The organism is Mesotoga sp. H07pep.5.4 (assembly GCF_003664935.1).
Lineage (GTDB): Bacteria > Thermotogota > Thermotogae > Petrotogales > Kosmotogaceae > Mesotoga > Mesotoga prima.
On record NZ_JFHM01000031.1, the window covers coordinates 196,404 to 214,451 of the forward strand.

At 45.2% G+C, this 18,048-nt stretch carries 19 protein-coding genes and 1 tRNA gene; 19 read left to right on the forward strand and 1 reads right to left on the reverse strand.

Annotated features, from left to right (window positions below; genetic code table 11):
• The first annotated feature begins 25 nt into the window (after positions 1–25).
• The 16 genes from Y696_RS13430 to Y696_RS13505 all read left to right on the forward strand — a co-directional run bounded on the left by Y696_RS13430 (position 26) and on the right by Y696_RS13505 (position 14,177).
• A complete protein-coding gene (locus Y696_RS13430) occupies positions 26–1,390 on the forward strand; it encodes an MATE family efflux transporter (protein ID WP_183084240.1) in 1,365 nt (454 codons plus the stop codon).
• 131 nt (positions 1,391–1,521) lie between these two features.
• Positions 1,522–2,979, forward strand: a complete 1,458-nt coding sequence (dnaX, locus tag Y696_RS13435; RefSeq protein ID WP_121510769.1) for a DNA polymerase III subunit gamma/tau — start codon at positions 1,522–1,524, stop codon at positions 2,977–2,979.
• Between the two features lie 2 nt (positions 2,980–2,981).
• The gene (locus Y696_RS13440; RefSeq protein ID WP_006487438.1) at positions 2,982–3,347 is read left to right on the forward strand and encodes a YbaB/EbfC family nucleoid-associated protein; all 366 of its coding nucleotides are present in this window, start codon (positions 2,982–2,984) and stop codon (positions 3,345–3,347) included.
• Positions 3,348–3,359: 12 nt separating this feature from the next.
• The gene (gap, locus tag Y696_RS13445; RefSeq protein ID WP_121510770.1) at positions 3,360–4,355 is read left to right on the forward strand and encodes a type I glyceraldehyde-3-phosphate dehydrogenase; all 996 of its coding nucleotides are present in this window, start codon (positions 3,360–3,362) and stop codon (positions 4,353–4,355) included.
• Positions 4,356–4,416: 61 nt separating this feature from the next.
• Positions 4,417–6,384: a triose-phosphate isomerase gene (gene tpiA, locus Y696_RS13450; protein WP_006487443.1), complete on the forward strand. Its 1,968-nt coding sequence runs from the start codon at positions 4,417–4,419 to the stop codon at positions 6,382–6,384.
• 91 nt (positions 6,385–6,475) lie between these two features.
• A complete protein-coding gene (locus Y696_RS13455; protein ID WP_006487445.1) occupies positions 6,476–6,712 on the forward strand; it encodes a hypothetical protein in 237 nt (78 codons plus the stop codon).
• 11 nt (positions 6,713–6,723) lie between these two features.
• A complete protein-coding gene (zapA, locus tag Y696_RS13460) occupies positions 6,724–7,005 on the forward strand; it encodes a cell division protein ZapA (protein ID WP_006487448.1) in 282 nt (93 codons plus the stop codon).
• A complete protein-coding gene (gene murI / locus Y696_RS13465) occupies positions 6,986–7,816 on the forward strand; it encodes a glutamate racemase (protein ID WP_259459966.1) in 831 nt (276 codons plus the stop codon). The genes zapA and murI overlap by 20 nt, the downstream gene beginning before the upstream one ends.
• Position 7,817: 1 nt before the next feature.
• On the forward strand, positions 7,818–8,780 hold the full coding sequence (gene yvcK, locus Y696_RS13470) for a gluconeogenesis factor YvcK family protein (protein WP_121510771.1): 963 nt from the start codon (positions 7,818–7,820) through the stop codon (positions 8,778–8,780).
• Entirely contained in the window at positions 8,777–9,703 is a 927-nt protein-coding gene (whiA, locus tag Y696_RS13475) for a DNA-binding protein WhiA (protein WP_006487455.1), read from the forward strand. The genes yvcK and whiA overlap by 4 nt, the downstream gene beginning before the upstream one ends.
• Positions 9,704–10,165: a transcriptional regulator NrdR gene (nrdR, locus tag Y696_RS13480; protein WP_014729955.1), complete on the forward strand. Its 462-nt coding sequence runs from the start codon at positions 9,704–9,706 to the stop codon at positions 10,163–10,165.
• 17 nt (positions 10,166–10,182) lie between these two features.
• On the forward strand, positions 10,183–10,656 hold the full coding sequence (gene greA, locus Y696_RS13485; RefSeq protein WP_014729956.1) for a transcription elongation factor GreA: 474 nt from the start codon (positions 10,183–10,185) through the stop codon (positions 10,654–10,656).
• A 12-nt stretch (positions 10,657–10,668) separates the two neighbouring features.
• Positions 10,669–12,174, forward strand: a complete 1,506-nt coding sequence (lysS, locus tag Y696_RS13490) for a lysine--tRNA ligase (protein WP_121510772.1) — start codon at positions 10,669–10,671, stop codon at positions 12,172–12,174.
• Positions 12,175–12,184: 10 nt separating this feature from the next.
• Positions 12,185–12,646 carry a GatB/YqeY domain-containing protein gene (locus Y696_RS13495; RefSeq protein ID WP_014729958.1) on the forward strand — a complete coding sequence of 154 codons (462 nt, stop codon included), beginning with the start codon at positions 12,185–12,187 and terminating at the stop codon, positions 12,644–12,646.
• Complete coding sequence (locus Y696_RS13500) at positions 12,643–14,013, forward strand: GlmL-related ornithine degradation protein (RefSeq protein WP_006487460.1); 1,371 nt, start codon at positions 12,643–12,645, stop codon at positions 14,011–14,013. Before Y696_RS13495 ends, Y696_RS13500 begins: the two co-directional genes overlap by 4 nt.
• Positions 14,014–14,101: 88 nt before the next feature.
• Positions 14,102–14,177: transfer RNA gene (locus Y696_RS13505), tRNA-Gly, on the forward strand.
• A gap of 1 nt (position 14,178) precedes the next feature.
• Here Y696_RS13505 and Y696_RS13510 read toward each other — a convergent pair.
• Positions 14,179–14,679, reverse strand: a complete 501-nt coding sequence (locus tag Y696_RS13510; RefSeq protein WP_121510773.1) for a dihydrofolate reductase family protein — start codon at positions 14,677–14,679, stop codon at positions 14,179–14,181.
• Between the two features lie 82 nt (positions 14,680–14,761).
• Between Y696_RS13510 and Y696_RS13515 the strand changes: the two genes are divergently transcribed.
• Genes Y696_RS13515 through tmk form a run of 3 tightly spaced genes read left to right on the forward strand, consistent with a single transcriptional unit; the run spans position 14,762 to position 18,045 of the window.
• Positions 14,762–16,732, forward strand: coding sequence for a hypothetical protein (locus tag Y696_RS13515; protein WP_121510774.1), 1,971 nt, complete (start codon positions 14,762–14,764; stop codon positions 16,730–16,732).
• A gap of 1 nt (position 16,733) precedes the next feature.
• Positions 16,734–17,411, forward strand: a complete 678-nt coding sequence (locus Y696_RS13520) for a tRNA1(Val) (adenine(37)-N6)-methyltransferase (RefSeq protein ID WP_006487463.1) — start codon at positions 16,734–16,736, stop codon at positions 17,409–17,411.
• Positions 17,412–17,415: 4 nt separating this feature from the next.
• The gene (gene tmk / locus Y696_RS13525; RefSeq protein WP_006487464.1) at positions 17,416–18,045 is read left to right on the forward strand and encodes a dTMP kinase; all 630 of its coding nucleotides are present in this window, start codon (positions 17,416–17,418) and stop codon (positions 18,043–18,045) included.
• Positions 18,046–18,048: the final 3 nt, after the last annotated feature.

An 18,048-nucleotide genomic window follows, 5' to 3' on the forward strand; every position in this document is an offset into this window, starting at 1 on the left:
TTCAAGGGTAACATAGGGGGCTTAAATGGCAAGAGATCTTACTCAGGGCAACATTCTGAAAAATCTTCTCGTGATGTCTGTTCCTACAATGATTGGATTCAGTGCACAAATGGTCTACGACATAGTGGATATTTTCTGGATAGGTCGAATCTCCGGTGAAGCCATTGCGGGAGTCACCATCTTCACCACTCTCTTCTGGATTGTAGACATTCTTAATTCAATTATCGGTCAGAGCTCTGTTTCGTTGATTTCACAGAGCTTTGGAAAGAAGGATTTAGAAGGGACGAACAGGGCGATAGAACAGACCATTACTTTCAAGTTCATAGTTGCGTTGATTTCCGCACTGTTAGTTGCTGCATTTCTAAAACCTTCTCTAGGTTTTTTCAGCAACGATCCGACAGTAATAACAGCAGCTCTAGATTACGGTTATATCCGGTTGTTCTTCCTGCCGATGATGTTCTCATCTTACTCCGTTAATACGGCTTTAAGATGCATAGGCGACGCGAAGAGTCCGATGTACATAATGATGATGGCTAGCGCCCTCAATGTGGTACTCGATCCGATTCTGATGTTTAGTCACATTCCCGGAACGTCGATTCCGGGTTTTGGACTAGGGGTCTTCGGCGCAGCGGTAGCAACCGTCATAGCACAGACCGCATCGTTTCTACTTGGCTTTTTTATTCTTTTCTCGGGCAAAGAGGGAGTCAAACCGAAGCTATCGAGGCTTTTCCGCCTCGATAGGCACATTGACAGGAAGCTTCTAACTATTGGGCTTCCAACGGGACTGGAGGGTTTCTTCAGAAATCTTGCCGCCGTTGTGGTTCTGAAATTCGTGGCACTATACGGCACAACTGCCGTTGCTGCTGTAGGAGTAACGGGAAGATTGTTCGGACTTGCATTCATGCCTCTTGTGGGACTTAACATGGGGGGTTCTGCGATGGTCGGGCAGAATTTAGGAGCAGATGATGTTGGCAGAGCGAGAGCGACTGCAAAAACGGCGGGATTAATTGGATTCTTCATTATGTTCTTCTTCGCTCTGATTGCGTTCTTTGGTGGAGAGATAGTTATTGGAATCTTCAATGATGATCCAGAGATCATTTCATATGGCGCGAGCTTTTTGAAATATGGTTCTCTTGGAATTTCAGTCCTGGCCTATGGCTTCGGTCTCTCCTCAGTTTTCGGGGGATCGGGTTACAACTTTCCATTCGTAGCGGGCAGCGTTGTCTCCAGATGGCTGATTCAGGTTCCTATGCTGATAGTTTTCGTAGCGTTCATGAAAGCTAGCATAGTCTGGGTCTGGCTTTCATATGTTTTTTCCGATATCGCAGAGGCAACTGTAATGATTTTTTACTATCTGAGGGGAAAATGGGAAACAAGGAGAGTCTCCTAGTCGCGAATGTAATAATCATTCTGTCTAGAAAAGTTAGTTAAATTTTTCACTTTCTTTTTCACAGTATTCTCATTTCGTGCCCAAACAAATTTCAGACGATCTGCTATAATTCAGATGAACGGGTGATTAAGATGTCTGAAGTTTTGTATAGGAAATATAGGCCAAGAAATTTCAATGAGTTAGTCGGTCAGGATCAGGTAAAAGAGATCCTGGGAAAGGCGATAGAGAAGAACAAGCTTTCCCACGCATATATATTCTCAGGCTCAAGAGGTACTGGAAAAACGACTAGCGCTCGTATTCTTGCGAAGATGCTTAACTGTCTTTCGGAAGGATCGGAAAAACCTTGTGGAGTTTGCGATTCTTGCAAAGCAATCGACTCCTCTTCTCATATGGATGTTGTAGAGCTCGATGCCGCCTCTTATAGAGGCATAGATGAGATACGAAAGATCCGAGATGCGGTTTCTTACAGACCGGTAATGGGAAAATTCAAAGTCTACATTATAGATGAATTTCACATGCTTACCAGAGAGGCTTTCAACGCTCTTCTCAAGACTCTTGAAGAACCGCCCGATAGGGTGGTTTTCATCCTGGCAACTACTAATCTCGAGAAAGTTCCTGAAACGATTCTTTCCCGCTGTCAAATCTTTTACTTCAAACCTTTGAGGGAAGAAGACATAGTAACTTATCTTGAAAGAATTGCGAGAGCCGAAGAGCTTCAATACGACGAAAAGGCTTTGAGATACATTTCCAAGGCGGCACACGGAGGAATGCGAGACGCTGTAAATCTTATGGAGAGGGTAATCTCATACTCTGGTAACGTTAAGGAAGAGGCAGCTAGAACCGCTCTTGGGATCCTGCCCGAAGAGGTAATAGAGGAATTTCTCCAGGCGTTTTCATCGGGAAACCCATCTTCAGTACTTGAGATTTCCGAAAAAATCCAGTCTGGAGGCTTCACGCACGAAGTATTTCTTGAACAGGCGATTGATGCGGTCAAGGAACGACTTGTTGAGCGACCGAGTGACGATTGTTTCAGGCTGCTTTCGGCTCTTTGGGAAACAAATAAAGAATTAAAGTATGCCGAAGACAAACAGACAACATTTGAAGTTATGGTCCTCCTTAAGGGCGGCTTCGGAAAACAGAACGGCGAAGACACGCAAAAATCCGAAGTATCTCCGATCGCTGTTGACGAAAATAGTGAGAAGCCTGAAAAGCTTGAGGTTTCAGTCACCGAAGAAAGTGAAGAGATCTCATTATTCATCGAACATCTTAGAATGAAGGATTATATATTGTGGTGGACTTTGATAAGTCTGGCGGAAATCAGGAAGGGGAATCGAATCGAGGACTTAATAATAGAACCAGATAGCGAATTCTCAAGTGAGCTTCTGAAGGAAAGAATGGAATCGATAAACAAAATCGCTGAAGATATTATCGGCAAACGATTCGTTCTCTCTGACAAAGCGGCTGGACAAGAGGCCCTTGAAAGCCTCGACAGAGATTCAAGAGAGTATTTTGAATCGGTAATTACAGGCCTGGGGCTTAAGAGTGATATAGAGACTGGAAAAATAAAGATAGAGCTTGAGGAGGAATAACTATGGCGAAGAAATTCAGGGGCCTCGGAGGACGAAACTACGGAGGTTCAAGGAAAGGTTCCAATATGGGCGACCTTCTTAAACAGGCGCAGAAGGCACAAGAAGAGATGGAAAATCTTGAAGATAGTTTCAAGTCGATTGAAGTTACCGCTTCTGCAGGTGGCGGTGCAATAAACGTAGTTGCAACGTGCGACTATCGCATCAAATCCATTGAGGTAGAGCCGGAAATAAGAGAAGAGGATTTCGAAATCGTTCAGGATTTGATAATCGCGGGGATAAACGAGGCGTTAGCTGAAGTAACAAAGAGGAGAGAAGAGGAAACAGCGAAAATAACAGGTGAGTTCAATCTACCGGACAACATACTTTAGGAGGTGTAACGAATGCACAAAGTAGGGATCAATGGTTTTGGAAGAATCGGAAGACTTGTCTTTAGAGAGATGGTGAAGCGCGGGGAGTTCGACGTTGTTGCGATCAACGACTTGACAGATGCCGCTACTCTTGCTCATCTTCTTAAATACGACTCTGTTCATGGAAGGTTCAAGGGCTCAGTAGAAGCTAAGGAAGGAGCCATATTAGTTAACGGAAAAGAAGTGAAAGTATTCGCCGAAAAGAATCCTGCAAATCTTCCCTGGAAGGATCTTGGCGTCGAGCTCGTCATAGAAGCAACAGGGGTTTTCAGAAGCAGAGAGAAGACCATGCCTCATATTGATGCTGGAGCGAAGAAGGTCTTGATTACTGCCCCCGCAAAGGGCGAAGTGGATGCCACAATCGTGCTCGGTGTCAATGATGAGGTTCTTAAACCAGAGATGAAGATTGTTTCCAATGCTTCCTGTACAACTAATTCAATAGCACCGATAATAAAGATTCTGAACGACAATTTTGGAATTGAGAAGGGCTATCTTACGACTGTACACGCATATACCAATGACCAGAGAATTCTAGATCTTCCTCACAGTGATTTAAGAAGAGCCAGGGCGGCCGCTGCCAACACAATTCCTACATCAACCGGTGCAGCCAAGGCTGTAGGGGTGGTTATCCCAGAATTAAAAGGTAAACTCGATGGAATAGCGATGAGAGTTCCCGTTACCGATGGTTCAATAACCGATCTGACGGTCGTTCTCAAAAAGGACACTACAGCTGAAGAAGTAAATGAACTTGTGAAGAAAGCTGCAGAAAACGAACTGAAAGGAATAGTTGAATTCACCGAAGAGGAGCTTGTCTCTTCTGACATAGTTGGAACGACTGTTTCCGCGATATTCGATAGTAAACTGACGGCCGTAATGGGTAACCTTGTAAAGGTTTGTTCGTGGTATGACAACGAGTACGGTTACTCGTGCAGAGTTGTTGATCTTGCGAAGAAAATGATGGAAATGTAACTCTGAGTTTTGTCGACGGGGCCCCGAGGCCCCGTTTTATTGAGGAGAGGAGGCTTAAGAAATGTCTAAGACATTGACTCTTAAGGATATCGATCTGGCTGGGAAAAGGGTTCTTGTAAGAGTTGATTTTAACGTACCTCTAGATAAAGAGACGGGTGAGGTGAGTGACGATACCAGAATCGTCGCGGCATTGCCTACTATCAATGAGATTATCGAAAGAGGGGGCAAGGCGATTCTCGTTTCTCATCTGGGTAGACCCAAAGGGAAGAGAGATCCGAAGTACTCTCTCGAAAAAGTCGCCGAGAGGCTTCAGTCACTGATCGGTAAACCCGTTACTTTCGTCCCGGACTGTATAGGAGAAGAGGTTGAGAAGGCCGTTTCAAAAATGAACAATGGTGACATTCTTCTTCTGGAGAATGTCAGATTCTACTCTGAAGAAGAGAAGAACGATCCGGACTTTTCGAGGAGACTCTCATCTATTGCAGATATTCACGTCAACGATGCTTTCGGCACTGCTCATAGAAGCCACGCCTCAAACGTGGGAGTTGCTCGTTATTTGACCAGTGTGCCCGGGTTCCTCATGCAAAAAGAGATAGAAATGCTTGGGATGGCAATTGAGAATCCCGAACACCCCTACGTGGTCATTCTTGGAGGAGCGAAAGTCTCAGACAAAATTGGAGTGATCACCAATCTTTTGGAGAAGGCAGATAGGATCCTAATCGGGGGCGCAATGATGTTCACGTTCCTAAAGGCCCAGGGAAAGAGTGTTGGAGACTCTCTCGTAGAAGAAGACAAAATCGATCTTGCAAGAGAGATTCTTCAGAAGGCAAGGCAAAAGAATGTTGAATTTGTCCTTCCCGTCGACACGGTGATCGCAAAGGAGATTGCAGCCGGTAGTGAATCGAAAGTAGTCGATCTTGAAGAAGGCGTCCCTGCTGGTTGGAAGGGGCTTGACATAGGTCCATCAACAATAGATCTTTTTAATAAGAAACTGAGCGATGCTAAAACAGTCGTTTGGAATGGACCCATGGGAGTCTTCGAGATCGACGACTTCGCTAAGGGAACGGAGTCGATTGCGAGAACGCTGGCCTCGCTCAATGATGCGGTTACGATAATTGGCGGCGGGGATAGTGCGGCCGCTATAAACAAGTTTGGGCTTGCTGAAAAGGTCTCCCATGTTTCGACGGGGGGCGGCGCATCGCTAGAGATGCTCGAAGGTAAGGAAATGCCCGGGATAAAAAGCCTTTCGATTGAGGGTGGTAAAAAAAAACGTAGATTGATGGTCGCGGGAAACTGGAAGATGAACAAGTCGCCTAATGAAGCTCGAATGTTTGCAGGCTTCCTCGCATCGTCAATCGGTAATGAAAATGCGGTAGATGTCGTTGTCTTTCCAACAAGTCTCTCGGTTGCAGGGGTGGCCGATATTCTAAAGGACACTTCGATCAAATTCGGAGTACAGAATATCTATCCAGCCGACAGCGGAGCCTTCACAGGAGAGATCTCTGCATCGATGCTGTCAGATCTTGCTGTTGAATATGTTCTGGTTGGTCACTCTGAGCGCAGGCACATTTTCGGCGAAACATGCGAGCTGACTGGTGAGAAGATCAAGTCAGTCTTGAAGCATGGCCTCACACCGATTTTCTGTGTTGGTGAGACTCTTGAAGAAAGAGAAGCCGGCAGAATGAAGGAGGTACTGGAAACCCAGATTAGAAAGGGCTTTTCCGGTCTTGGAAAGAGCGATCTAGAGCGCATAATAATCGCTTATGAGCCAGTTTGGGCAATAGGAACTGGCGTGGTTGCTTCGCCAGAGCAGGCCGATGAAGCGATGAAGTTTATCAGAGATCTAATTGCGTCTCTTTATGGCGTTGATTTGTCAGAGAGTGTTCGGATTCTCTATGGTGGAAGTATCAAGCCAGAAAACTTCGAATCACTCATTTCAATGGAGAACATTGACGGTGGTTTAGTTGGGGGCGCAAGCCTTCAAGAAAGCTTTGTACAGCTGGTTGCAATAGCTGAAAGTCACGCTTGACAACTACGAAATGATGGCCGCCCCTTCGTGGGCGGCTACTACTTTTCTTCTTCTTCAAGGTGTTATAATCTCACAATAGGGGGTGTAGTTCTTGGAACGTTATCAGGAGCTCGAACTTGTTGTGGACAAAATGGTGGAGGAATTCACCCGACTTAGAAAGGAAAACGAACAGCTCTGGAATCAACTCGAGACGTCACAGAAAAAAGTCGAAGAATCTGAGTTAAGAATCCGGGAGCTTGAGCTCCGCCTTGAGAGTGAATCAAGAACAATCTCTTCACTGATAAAAAGAGTCAGAGGCAGCCTCGTTGAAGACAGTAAAAAAGTATAAGGAGTCCAGCTATGAAGCGTTCAGTCTCTCTAGATCTCGGAGGAAGGAAGTACACTTTTCTTACTAGTGATCCGCAAGAACTCGTGGATCAAGTTTTTTCAAAGATAGGCGAGCTATATGATTCACTGAAGAATAATGAAGAGGAAATCGGCTATGAAAAAATACTGGTCGGGATTTCTGTCAACCTTGCACACGACCTTGTGAGAAGTCAGAATGAACTGCTTAGGCTAAAGGCGAAATACGAAGAGGTTCTTTCAGAATACTTCCAGGGACGTGACGAGGTTGAGAAGTAGATTAAGAATTGGAGTTTTTGATTCCGGAATAGGTGGCCTCACTGTTCTTAAAAGGCTCGTGGAGACGTTACCCGAAGGAGTGAGTTTTCATTATTTTGCCGATACTGCCAGAGTTCCTTACGGCTCAAAGCCAGTAGAGACGCTAAGAAGATATGTAAGAGAAATATTCGACCTCTTTGCTCAATTAAATGTCGATGCAATAGTGACGGCCTGTAACACTTCTGATTCGATACTTACGCAAAGTGATAAAGCGGAGCTCGGTGTTCCATACTTCAGCATAATTGATCCTACAGTTAGAAGAATCGGCGAGTCGGCTCCCGATAATTCAACGGTGGCCATAATCGCAACTGAAAACACGGTAAAGAAGTCTCTTTACCTCAGAAAGTTATTTCGCTATGAAAGCTTCAGTAAGATAGTTCAAAAAGCTTGCCCACTCTTCGTGCCGTTGATCGAAGAGGGTATCTGGGAAGGTGAGATTGTCGACTCGATCGTCAAGTATTATTTGAATGACTTTGCTGAGATTGAGCCAGACTTCATGATTCTCGGATGCACTCACTACCCTTTCATAAAAAACTCGATTGAGAGGTTTTTGCCTTCAAAAACCAAGGTTGTCGATCCATCCGAGTATATTGTGAGGGACGTAGCTGACTGGGCTACGATTTTGTCGCCTGAACCTTCGACGGTTGATTATTACGTAAGTGGCAACACCAGAATCTTCCAGGATATTCTAAAGAGATATCTCGGAAGATTCGAGAATGTGAAGGGTGTCGATCTGAACGTTACAGGGATAAATGTGAGAGGAAGAGTTTAGGATGAGCAAGATAGTTCTTATCGGAGGTGGGACCGGGCTCTCGACTTTCGCTCGAGTGATAAAGGATTTCGTTACTTCTCTTACTCTGATTGTGGCTGTAACAGATGACGGGGGAAGTTCCGGAATATTGAGAGAGGCTTTAGGAATGCCTCCGCCCGGTGATGTAAGAAACAATATTATCGCGCTAGCCGATGATGAAAAACTGTTGACGAAGGTGTTTTCTCACAGGTTCAGTGCCCCGGCGATGAACGGTCATTCGCTCGGAAACATAATTATCGCTGGTCTCATGGAGATGTGTGGAGGTTTTTCCGAGGCAGTTTTGACTGCTTCCAGAATGCTTAAGATCAAAGGCATTGTCCTGCCCGTGGCGGAGGATCTCGTTAGTCTCGTGGGTGAGCTTGACGATGGGACAATTGTCAAGGGAGAATCCCGAGTATCGGCAGCTGGAAAGAGGCTTAAAAAAGTCTCTCTTGACAGAGCGTGCGAAGCTCTTCCAGAGGTGAGCGACTCGTTGGTTTCGGCAGATACGATAATTATCGGTCCCGGTAGTCTCTTTACAAGCGTTGTACCTAACTTCCTTGTTTCCGGTGTAAAGGAGGCGCTGAAGAGATCTCAAGCGAGAAAGATCTATGTCTGTAACATCATGACTCAACCGGGTGAAACGGATGATTTTTCACTGGCAAAGCACGTACAAATCGCAGAGAGTTATTGTGGGGTAGAATTCGATCTTATTTTCTGGACGGAGATCGGGGGCGTTGCATCGTCGGTTTTGAGCAGTTATGAAGAGAAAGGCTCACGTCCGGTCGAAAATGACATGATTTCGGATGGGAGGGTTAAGGTAATAACCGGAGCGACTACCGAGTTTACAGATAATGGAAGAAGACGCCCCGTACTTAGGCACTCTCGAGCCGGAATAATTTCGATTCTTCATGAATTAGGCTTGTTGGGAGAGGAAGGAATTTGAGCTATGCCGACAAACTCAAAGAAGAGTTATGTCATCTTCCGCTCGATGATCAGGCAGAATGTAGAGCAGAGTATCTTGGCTTCGTTAAATCAAGGGGAACTTTGAGATTAAGGGGGAACACCTCATTCTTGGTGATTCCTCTCACGTCAATTACAAGTTTGAAGAGGCTGTTTCAGGTTTCAAAGAGACTTTCTATTCCAATTTTTGAAACCCAGGTAATCGAAGAAGTCAGATTAGATAGGAAACGCGGCGGAGAACTGAGTTATCTCTATGGAGAAGTTGAAGAATTTCTTCGAAGGAATGGAATATCTGTCCGAGATGATTCGATTCCACGACCTGTCAGGGAGGATCCGGTCTATTTCGGAGCCTTTCTTAGAGGCCTTTATCTGGCCGGTGGATCGGTAGTCGATCCTTCTAAGGAGTATCATCTTGAGATTACTCTCGATACAACCGAAGCATTTGTGAATTCGGTGAAACAGTATGTTTCTGAGAACTTCAACATAAAAGTCGGTGTGGTGAAGGTCAGGGACAAATTCAAAGCATATGTGAAGTCCTCGATGGATATCATCGAGCTACTTTCCCTGATGGGTGGAAAGAAGACCGTCACAAGGCTTTCCAGCGCTATAGAAGTGAGAAAGATCAGGAGTGATGTTAGTAGAACCCTGAACTTCTTGACAGCAAATGCAAATAAGTCCGGACAGGCCATGGCAAAACACGTCAAGGCCATCAGAATTGTCGACAGGAAGCTAGGAATAGAAAATCTGGAAGAGGACCTTCAACAGGTTGCCATTCTACGTCTGGAGAACGAGGATCTCAATTTGAGAGAGCTCGGCGAAATCATGAATCCACCGATGAGCAAGTCAGCAGTATATAATAGGTTGAAAAAACTAATGGCGTTGGCCGAAGAGCTAGGAGATAAATAAATGAAATGTCCATTTTGTGGTGGAGATTCTACGAGAGTCCTGGATTCAAGACCAACCGATGAAAACACTTCGATTCGGAGAAGAAGAGAGTGTGAGAAATGTGGTGCTAGATTCACGACATACGAGAGATATGAAAGACTTCCCTTTTTGGTGGTGAAGAAAGACGGACGGAGAGAGAAGTTCAGCAGGGAGAAACTCTTGAATGGACTGCTAAGAGCCTGTGAGAAGAGACCAATATCTGTTGATACAGTTAATGAAATCGTTGATTCCGTTGAAAACGAAGTCGTGAAGTCCGGGAAACATGAAGTTGTTTCAAGCGAGATTGGTGAGATGGTGATGACTAAACTCAAGTCTCTGGACAGGGTTGCGTATGTTAGATTCGCATCTGTTTACAAGGAATTTAGAGATTTAGACCATTTCATGGATATAATTGAGGAACTCAGAGACGACAGAAATCGTTGAATGGAGGGGTCCAGGTCGTGAAGAAGAAAGTGATCTACCTTACGCAAGAAGGCTTCAACGGAATGAAAGAGGAACTGGAAAGCCTCAGGAAAAAGCTAATGTACGATATTGCTGAAAGGATTAAGGAAGCCAGGGAACTGGGCGATCTCAGCGAAAACAGCGAATACGATGAGGCCAAGAATGAGCAGGGAAGAATCGACAGCAGAATAAAACAGCTGGAAGAGATTCTCAACAATGCCGAGATCATTGAGGACGACGGCGACCTCAGCACTGTGAAGTTGGGTTATGTTGTGGAGTTACTGAATATAGATACGAATGAAAAATCTCAATTCAGAATCGTTAATGCTCAGGAAGCTAACATATTTGAAGGGAAGATCTCTTCCGATTCTCCTATTGGGCGCGGAGTGTTGACGCACAAAGTCAATGAGGTGGTAAGGGTGAAAACTCCTGCGGGTTGGGCGAAATACAAGATTCTTACCATCGGAAAGTGATGGGGATATCTAATGAGTGAAGAAACACGTAGACAGAGAATCGAAGAGATAAATCAGATGCGTCAGGAGGGTATTGAACCTTACCCGTATAGCTTTGATAAGACGCACTGGGCAGCTCAGATCAAGAGCGAGTTCGCCTATCTTCAAAATTCGGAAACGAAGGAAGATACAGTTCTTAGTACGGCCGGCAGAGTTGTTGCCGTGAGAAATCACGGAAAATCGAGCTTCTTTGTCTTGAGGGATAACTCTGACAGAATCCAGGCATACATCAGGCTTGACGGAGTGGGAGCGGAGAGCTTCGAGGTTTTCAAGAAATACGTTAATATTGGTGATTTTGTCGGCGTAAAGGGATTTCCCTTCAAGACCCACACGGGAGAGATATCCGTTTTTGTTAAGGAGTTCGAAATACTCTCCAAGTCTATCAGGATGATGCCGGAGAAGTGGCACGGCGTCAAGGACAAGGAGATAATCTACAGGCAAAGATACGTAGAGATGCTTTCAAGTGACGACGCGCTGAAGAGATTCAAGATTCGTTCCGAGCTGTTCCGGCTGGTCAGAGAATTTCTTCAGTCCAAGGATTTTGTTGAAGTGGACACTCCAATGCTCCATTATTTGACCGGGGGTGCGTCAGCGAGGCCATTCAAGACTCATATCAACGTCTTCGAGTCGGATATGTACTTGAGGATAGCGGAAGAACTCTTCCTCAAAAGGTATCTGGTCGGAGGATTTGAGAGAATCTTTGAAATCGGGAAGAACTTCCGAAACGAAGGTGTCTCATACAAGCATCATCCTGAGTTTACGATGATGGAATTGTACTGGGCTTACGCGGACTACAACGACATAATGAACATCACCGAAGAGATGATAAATTTCGTGGTCCGTGAGATCACTGGCTCGGAGATTATTTCATACCAGGGTAAAGAGATCGATTTTTCAAGGCCTTGGCGCAGAGTGAAGATGGCAGATTTTATCAAGGAGAATCTAGGCGTTGATATCCTGGAGGACTCAGATGATAGAATGATGGCCGTCCTTAAGAAACACAACACAGAACCGGAGATTAAAGAGAGAGGCCATTTAATCGAAAAATTGTGGGATTTGGTTGAGCATAATCTTGTGAATCCCACCTTTGTTACCGAACACCCGGTAATTATTTCTCCGCTTTCAAAGGTGCACAGAGAAGACTCAAGAGTTACAGAGAGATTTGAACTGATAATAAGCTCGATGGAAATGGCTAATGCTTTCAGTGAGTTGAATGATCCTATAGAGCAGTACAACCGTTTCCTCCATCAGGCGGGTTTAAGGGATATAGGTGATGAGGAAGCTCAAATGATGGATCATGACTTTATCAGAGCCCTCGAATACGGTATGCCCCCTACGGGTGGGCTTGGAGTAGGTTGGGACAGGATAATTATGCTGGTTACTGATTCCCCATCGATCAGGGATATAATCCCCTTTCCACTTGTAAGACCTATCTCCTTTGAGGAAGAAGAAGCATTAGAGATAAGCGATGAACAGTAGAGGTGATTTGATGACTCTTTATGATCGCATTCAGCAGGATATGAAAGAAGCAATGAAGGCAAGAGACTCTCTCAAGACCAATACACTGAGAAGCGTGATCTCGTCGGTAAAGATGTATCTTGCATCTTCTGAAGAAGCTAGATCGGGTGAGCTAACGGATGAGATTGTGATTGGCCTTGTAAGAAAAGAGGCGAAAAAACGTGAAGAGTCCATCGAAGCGTACAGAAAGGCTGAAAGAGACGATTTAGTACAAAGTGAATCCGAAGAGCTCGAAATACTTAAGAGTTATCTTCCCGAAGAAATGAGTCCTGATGAAATAAGAGCAGTAGCACTAAAGACAATCGAGGATTTGAAGGCAAACAACCCCTCCGATTTGGGAAAGGTTATGAGAGAACTGATGGTTAGATTGAAGGGGAGAGTGGATGGGAAACTCGTCAACAAGATTGTCAGGGAGCTTTTGGAGAGTAGATGAAAGTCGAGTTCTTGACTGCAGAAATCGGGAGCACCACTACGGTGCTCTCTGCTTTTTCATGTGACGCTTCTGGATCGATGAGATTTGTGGGACAGGGTGAGTCCTATACGACCGTAAATGAGAACGATGTCACAATCGGCATTGACAATGCTTTGAGAAACCTGAAGAGATCTCTGGGCTGCGACAACCTCGAATGGAGTGTCTTCCTGGCTTCTTCAAGCGCGGCCGGCGGTTTGAGAATGACGGTTCATGGACTGGTGTACGACATGACCGTAAAGGCGGCAAGAGAAGCTGCCCTGGGAGCTGGCGGAGTGATAAAGCTGGTAACAGCCGGCAAATTGAGTGAGAGAGATCTAAAGAAGATTGAGGCAGCCAATCCAAAGCTCATACTTCTTGCAGGTGGGGTCGATTACGGAGAAAAAGAGACTGTGGTACATAACGCCGAGATTCTTAGAGATCTCGATCAGAATATTCCAATAATATTCGCTGGGAATGTTGCTGCTGCCGATGACGTTCTAGAAATAATCTCGACTAACGGGAGAGACGTCCATATTGTCGACAATGTTTATCCGCGAATAGACGAGCTAAACGTCGAACCAACGAGACAAGTGATTCGTGAAGTCTTCTCCAAAAATATCGTCAATGGCCCCGGGATGGAAAAGGTCTATTCAGTCATTGACAAACCGATAATACCGACTCCCGCGGCCGTCATGCTGGCGACGGAACTCTTTTCCCAAGTCAATGACGACGTTATTGTGGTAGATATCGGGGGAGCAACCACCGATGTCGATTCCGTTACAGACGGAGATCCCGAAATAGCGTCGATCTTGCTGGCTCCCGAGCCAAGATCAAAGAGAACGGTTGAAGGTGATCTTGGAATCTATGTAAACGCCAGTCATGTAATAGAGCAAATCGGAAGAGATGAACTGGGGAAAGAGTTTCCCGACCTTGAGAACATCCTTCGAAACCTAACTCCTTATCCAAAGAATGATCGTGATGAGGCTTTCTCCTTGAAGTTGGCCGCATACTGTTTCGAGACCTCTATCCGAAGACACGCTGGAACCATAAAACAGCTCTATGGTCCGACTGGTAGAACCGAAGTTGCTTATGGGAAGGATCTGACCGCCGTGAAATCGGTGATCGGCACCGGAGGAATCCTTAGTAGATCGAAATTCTCTTCGAAGATTATGAAGATCGTACGGACTCTCTCCGCGAAACACGAAAAAGAGTTGTTGCCTAAATCCAGTGTAAGATTATTCCGGGACAGAAATTACATATTTGGCGCAGTTGGTCTGATTTCGACCGTCGATTTACCTTCTGCTAGAGATCTGGTTGAGAACTCTCTTGAAGAGCTGAACACGACTTGAATTCGGTGCTCGGCTAATTCGTAAGTCCAGATTGACAAGCGTTTCCGATTGACAAGCGTTTCCTCGGGGTGATAGAATCTCCATGAATGCGGGTGTAGCTCAGTTGGTAGAGCATCAGCTTCCCAAGCTGAGGGTCGCGGGTTCGAGTCCCGTCGCCCGCTCCAATTATTTGACTTCGTATACGGTTAGAATTGCTTCCCCGAGTTTTCGAAACTCCTTTAGGCTGAGATCTAGGTCGCGTTCCATAGTTTCTCCCAACCCGGCGATGCCCGTTCTTATAATCGGTTCAAAAGTAATGTGGAGTTCATTGACCAGGCCCAAATCCGCAAAGTGATCGAAAGTCTCGGCGCCGCCAATCAAGCACACCTCATCGTGCCCCTTTTTCTCCAAATCTTCGAGAAGTTCTTTTGGGGTTGAGGATGTGAAGATGAGGTTTTCGGATGGTCTATAATAGTCTGGATTTCTCGTCAATACGATGTTGAGCCTGTCAGGAAGGGCCCTCCCGATAGCTTCGTGGGTCTTCCTCCCCATTATCACTATGCCGATACTTGAGGTCAGGGATTTGAAGTACCTTTTGTCTTCTCTCGATGTCCACTCTGTCTTATCGTCTTCTGATAATGAGATCTTTCCATTCAACGTACTTGCAAAAACCGCAATGACTTTCACTTTGAGCACCTCCCAGTTGACGATGTCCAATGATCTTCATTTTATCTTTTTTTGACTCTCCGAACAATGCCAGAGAGTCAGTTTGATCAAGATATGTTATTCTTCTTTAGATGGGAGAGTGAAAGAGATTAAGAGGATTGCCTGGAGAGTCTTGATTTTCGCTATGCTTCTCATGTTGATTTCTTGTAGTAACAGCACAAATTACGCGGTCTCGATAAAGCAGATTGACTGTGAAGGTTCAACCTGTAATTTGAGGCTGGAGATTTCCGAAGACGGGCTTAGTCTTCCGGAATTCCTTATCACTTTGGATCGCCCTCCAGTCGACGGAAGTGATGGAATTAGAATCAAAGGAACAGAGATTTCTTTAGATCTGAAGGAGGCGGGGAGCCACACGATTTTTGTCACTTTGGTCGATGGTAAGAGATTCTTAAGCACCCCGGTTTCCAAAGAAGTAATTATAAATCTGAATCCTCCCGATGCACCTGATCTCACTTGGAGCCTTTCTCAAGGTGAGCTCAAACTGTCTCTTCGAAGCGATAGTTCCGATTCGGTCACTGACTATCGCATTCTTGTCAACAACGTCTTGCACAGCTCGACCCAAGGAACATTCTCATTTCCCGTTGATCGGGATGCCCACTATGTTATTCAGGCCTTTTCGGTGGCTGGCAATCTAAGATCCGACCCCTCAATTCTTGATCTCAAGCTTTCGGAGGATTTTGCCCCCGAAGTAGAGCTTACTTCTGTGCTTCCTTTTACGAATGGCGCAGTCGATATTACTGTCGTCGATGACTGGGATAGAACAAACGATCTTTCTATAAAGGCCTTCCTTGAGGAGAGTAACATTCTTCTGCTTTTTGATGGAAACAGGTTGATTCCTGAGATACCCCTTCCCGAGGGTATAAATACACTTGTTGTTCGGGTCGCCGATTCATCGGGAAACGTGACCGAGTTAAAGAGGGAGCTGAAAACAGTCCGAAAGACCTCGGTTGAAATTCCTGAACTGTACATCGAGGAAGGCACTATTAGGAACGCAAGATGGACGACGCCAAAGGGCATGGTTGAACTTCAGAGATACATTGATGGCGAATGGATAACTCTGTCTACCCACAGTTCGGAAGAGGAGTCATCAATAATCGCAAAGGACAGCATTTCTGAAAAAGGCGATCTTTACCGAATTGTTGTGGACTCTGATAATGAGAAACTGCTGCCTTCAGTTCCGGTTTTTGCAAAGGAAAGTCTGTTTAGGAGATTTAGCACGGAGTTCATATCGTCTTTTCTCGGAATGGATGCGCTGCTAGTCGGCGGCAATTCCTACAGATTTTACGGAAACATCGTCGTTCGAGAAAACACCGTCATGAGAGTTGAATCGGGCACGTCTCTGACGATTCCCCGAGGAAACACTCTTCTAGTTAGCGGTGTTCTTGATCTGGAAGGCTGGAAGGATAGAGTAAAAGTGAATCCCGGCGGTTCCTCGGGAACAATTGAGGTAACAAATAACGGAGTTCTTATTGCCAGGAGCGTTGATTTCAATAATTCCACTGTATCGATTGAAAATGCTGCCGTTGCGGTGTTTGAGGATTGCACGCTGTCAGGAGACCTGAAGATTAGCGGAGCCAGAACGGTTCAAATATACAACAGCCAGTTCAGCGGAGATATGGAGATCGAGAACGTTAGAGAGCTGCTGGTTCATCAAAGCGATTTTTCGGGAAGCAGTCTGGTTCTGAGTGGTTTGGGTAGGGTTTTGCTTTCTAGAAGCTCTTTACGATTCCATTCTCTCGAGATAGTAGATTCGAGACTTGAAGCGTATGAATCGCTTTTCGAAGCTGAAGGTTTGTTTGTTCGAAAGACATCTCATCTGTTGCAGACAAGAGGTGCCTTGATAGAAACTGAAATCTCAGTTTCCGGTGCATCATCTATCCATATCGAAGAACCCAATTTGACCGGAGATGTCAAGATAGAGCTCAGAGACCTTTCAAGGCTGAGTCTGCAGAAGGATTTCGAAGGATCGATCGAGATTGTTTCGGATGAGAAGTCGGCAATAAAGGTATTTTGAAATGGGAAAGAAGTTTCGCGATTTTGATCCTTACGTTCTAGAGGCTTTTGAATTCGATTTCTCTTCTAGACACGCGCGCATAAACCATGGGACGGTTTTGCTATCCTGGTTCGTCGAACCCCCCAAAGGTTCGAGAAGAGCGCTTGAACTGGGTGCAGGCAGTGGCGTGATTTCCATATATTTGGCAAAAAACTTCGGACTTGAAGTGACGGGAGTCGAAGTTGATAGAGAATTGCACGCTGTTGCGACAAAGAATGCTTCACTGAACGGAGTTGAAAATCTCACAAGATTTGTGAACTGCGACATAGACGATTATGCGGCAAACAACAGGGGAGAGGTGTTCGATATGGTAGTCTCGAATCCTCCTCATTTTCTTCATTCCGGCGTAGAGAGTCCCGATGGCAAAAGAAATAGGGCAAGGAGAATCGACCCTGAACTGGCTATGGTCTTCGCTTCCGCAACAAGTAAGTTGCTCAAAAATAGAGGAGCTTTTTTCTTTTTACTCCATCCGAGGGATCTAACGAAGTGGGTCCGCCTGCTTGAGGATTTTAAGCTTGGAATCCATAAAATGCGTTTCGCACATGGGTCAATGGAAGGACAGGCACAGTTGGTATTAGTGAGTGGGAGAAAGAGTTCATCTTCTGAAATCGTTGTAGAACCACCCATAAGGATGAGGTGAAGTTATGTTCATCAGTGTAGAAGGAATTGATGGATGCGGTAAGACGACTCAGATAAAACTTTTAGCGGAGTATTTGAGTCAATTAGATGTAGAATTCATAATTGTCAGGGAACCCGGAGGAACAAAGGCCGGTGAAGAGATAAGGGACATACTTCTCCATAAGGAGTATCATTTGTTCTCTGAGTCTGAGCTTCTACTCTTTATGGCGGCACGTGCACAGATAGTTAGGGAGGTCATAAGGCCCGAGCTTGAGAAAGGCAAAACTGTGATTGCTGATAGATTCATGGATTCATCGGTTGCCTATCAGGGAGTGGGTAGACGACTGGGCAGAGAGATAGTTCAAGCTATGAACGCATTTGCGGTAGGGGGAACCGTTCCCGATATTACCTTTTACATTGATGTACCGACCGATGTAGCTATTTCTCGGATGAGAAAAGAAAAGAAAAATGATAAAATAGAGATGGAGAATTTTGATTTCTTCGAAAGAGTGAGAGAAGGATATGAGAAACTGATGGTAGAGAATCGTGAGAGGTTTGTTCGGATAGATGGAAAACAATCTGAAGAGAAAGTTCAAACTGATATCAGGAAGTCGTTGCGGGTTTTGTTTCATAAGAAAAATCAAAATGGGAGGTGACTG

Excerpts from the sequence above, each read along its gene's own strand:
- lysS (WP_121510772.1), top strand. The coding sequence starts at position 10,669 with ATGAGTGAAGAAACACGTAGACAGAGAATCGAAGAGATAAATCAGATG.
- Y696_RS13440 (WP_006487438.1), top strand. The coding sequence starts at position 2,982 with ATGGCGAAGAAATTCAGGGGCCTCGGAGGACGAAACTACGGAGGTTCA.
- dnaX (WP_121510769.1), top strand. The coding sequence starts at position 1,522 with ATGTCTGAAGTTTTGTATAGGAAATATAGGCCAAGAAATTTCAATGAG.
- Y696_RS13500 (WP_006487460.1), top strand. The coding sequence starts at position 12,643 with ATGAAAGTCGAGTTCTTGACTGCAGAAATCGGGAGCACCACTACGGTG.
- tmk (WP_006487464.1), top strand. The coding sequence starts at position 17,416 with ATGTTCATCAGTGTAGAAGGAATTGATGGATGCGGTAAGACGACTCAG.
- Y696_RS13430 (WP_183084240.1), top strand. The coding sequence starts at position 26 with ATGGCAAGAGATCTTACTCAGGGCAACATTCTGAAAAATCTTCTCGTG.
- tpiA (WP_006487443.1), top strand. The coding sequence starts at position 4,417 with ATGTCTAAGACATTGACTCTTAAGGATATCGATCTGGCTGGGAAAAGG.
- Y696_RS13495 (WP_014729958.1), top strand. The coding sequence starts at position 12,185 with ATGACTCTTTATGATCGCATTCAGCAGGATATGAAAGAAGCAATGAAG.
- Y696_RS13520 (WP_006487463.1), top strand. The coding sequence starts at position 16,734 with ATGGGAAAGAAGTTTCGCGATTTTGATCCTTACGTTCTAGAGGCTTTT.
- gap (WP_121510770.1), top strand. The coding sequence starts at position 3,360 with ATGCACAAAGTAGGGATCAATGGTTTTGGAAGAATCGGAAGACTTGTC.
- yvcK (WP_121510771.1), top strand. The coding sequence starts at position 7,818 with ATGAGCAAGATAGTTCTTATCGGAGGTGGGACCGGGCTCTCGACTTTC.
- zapA (WP_006487448.1), top strand. The coding sequence starts at position 6,724 with ATGAAGCGTTCAGTCTCTCTAGATCTCGGAGGAAGGAAGTACACTTTT.
- nrdR (WP_014729955.1), top strand. The coding sequence starts at position 9,704 with ATGAAATGTCCATTTTGTGGTGGAGATTCTACGAGAGTCCTGGATTCA.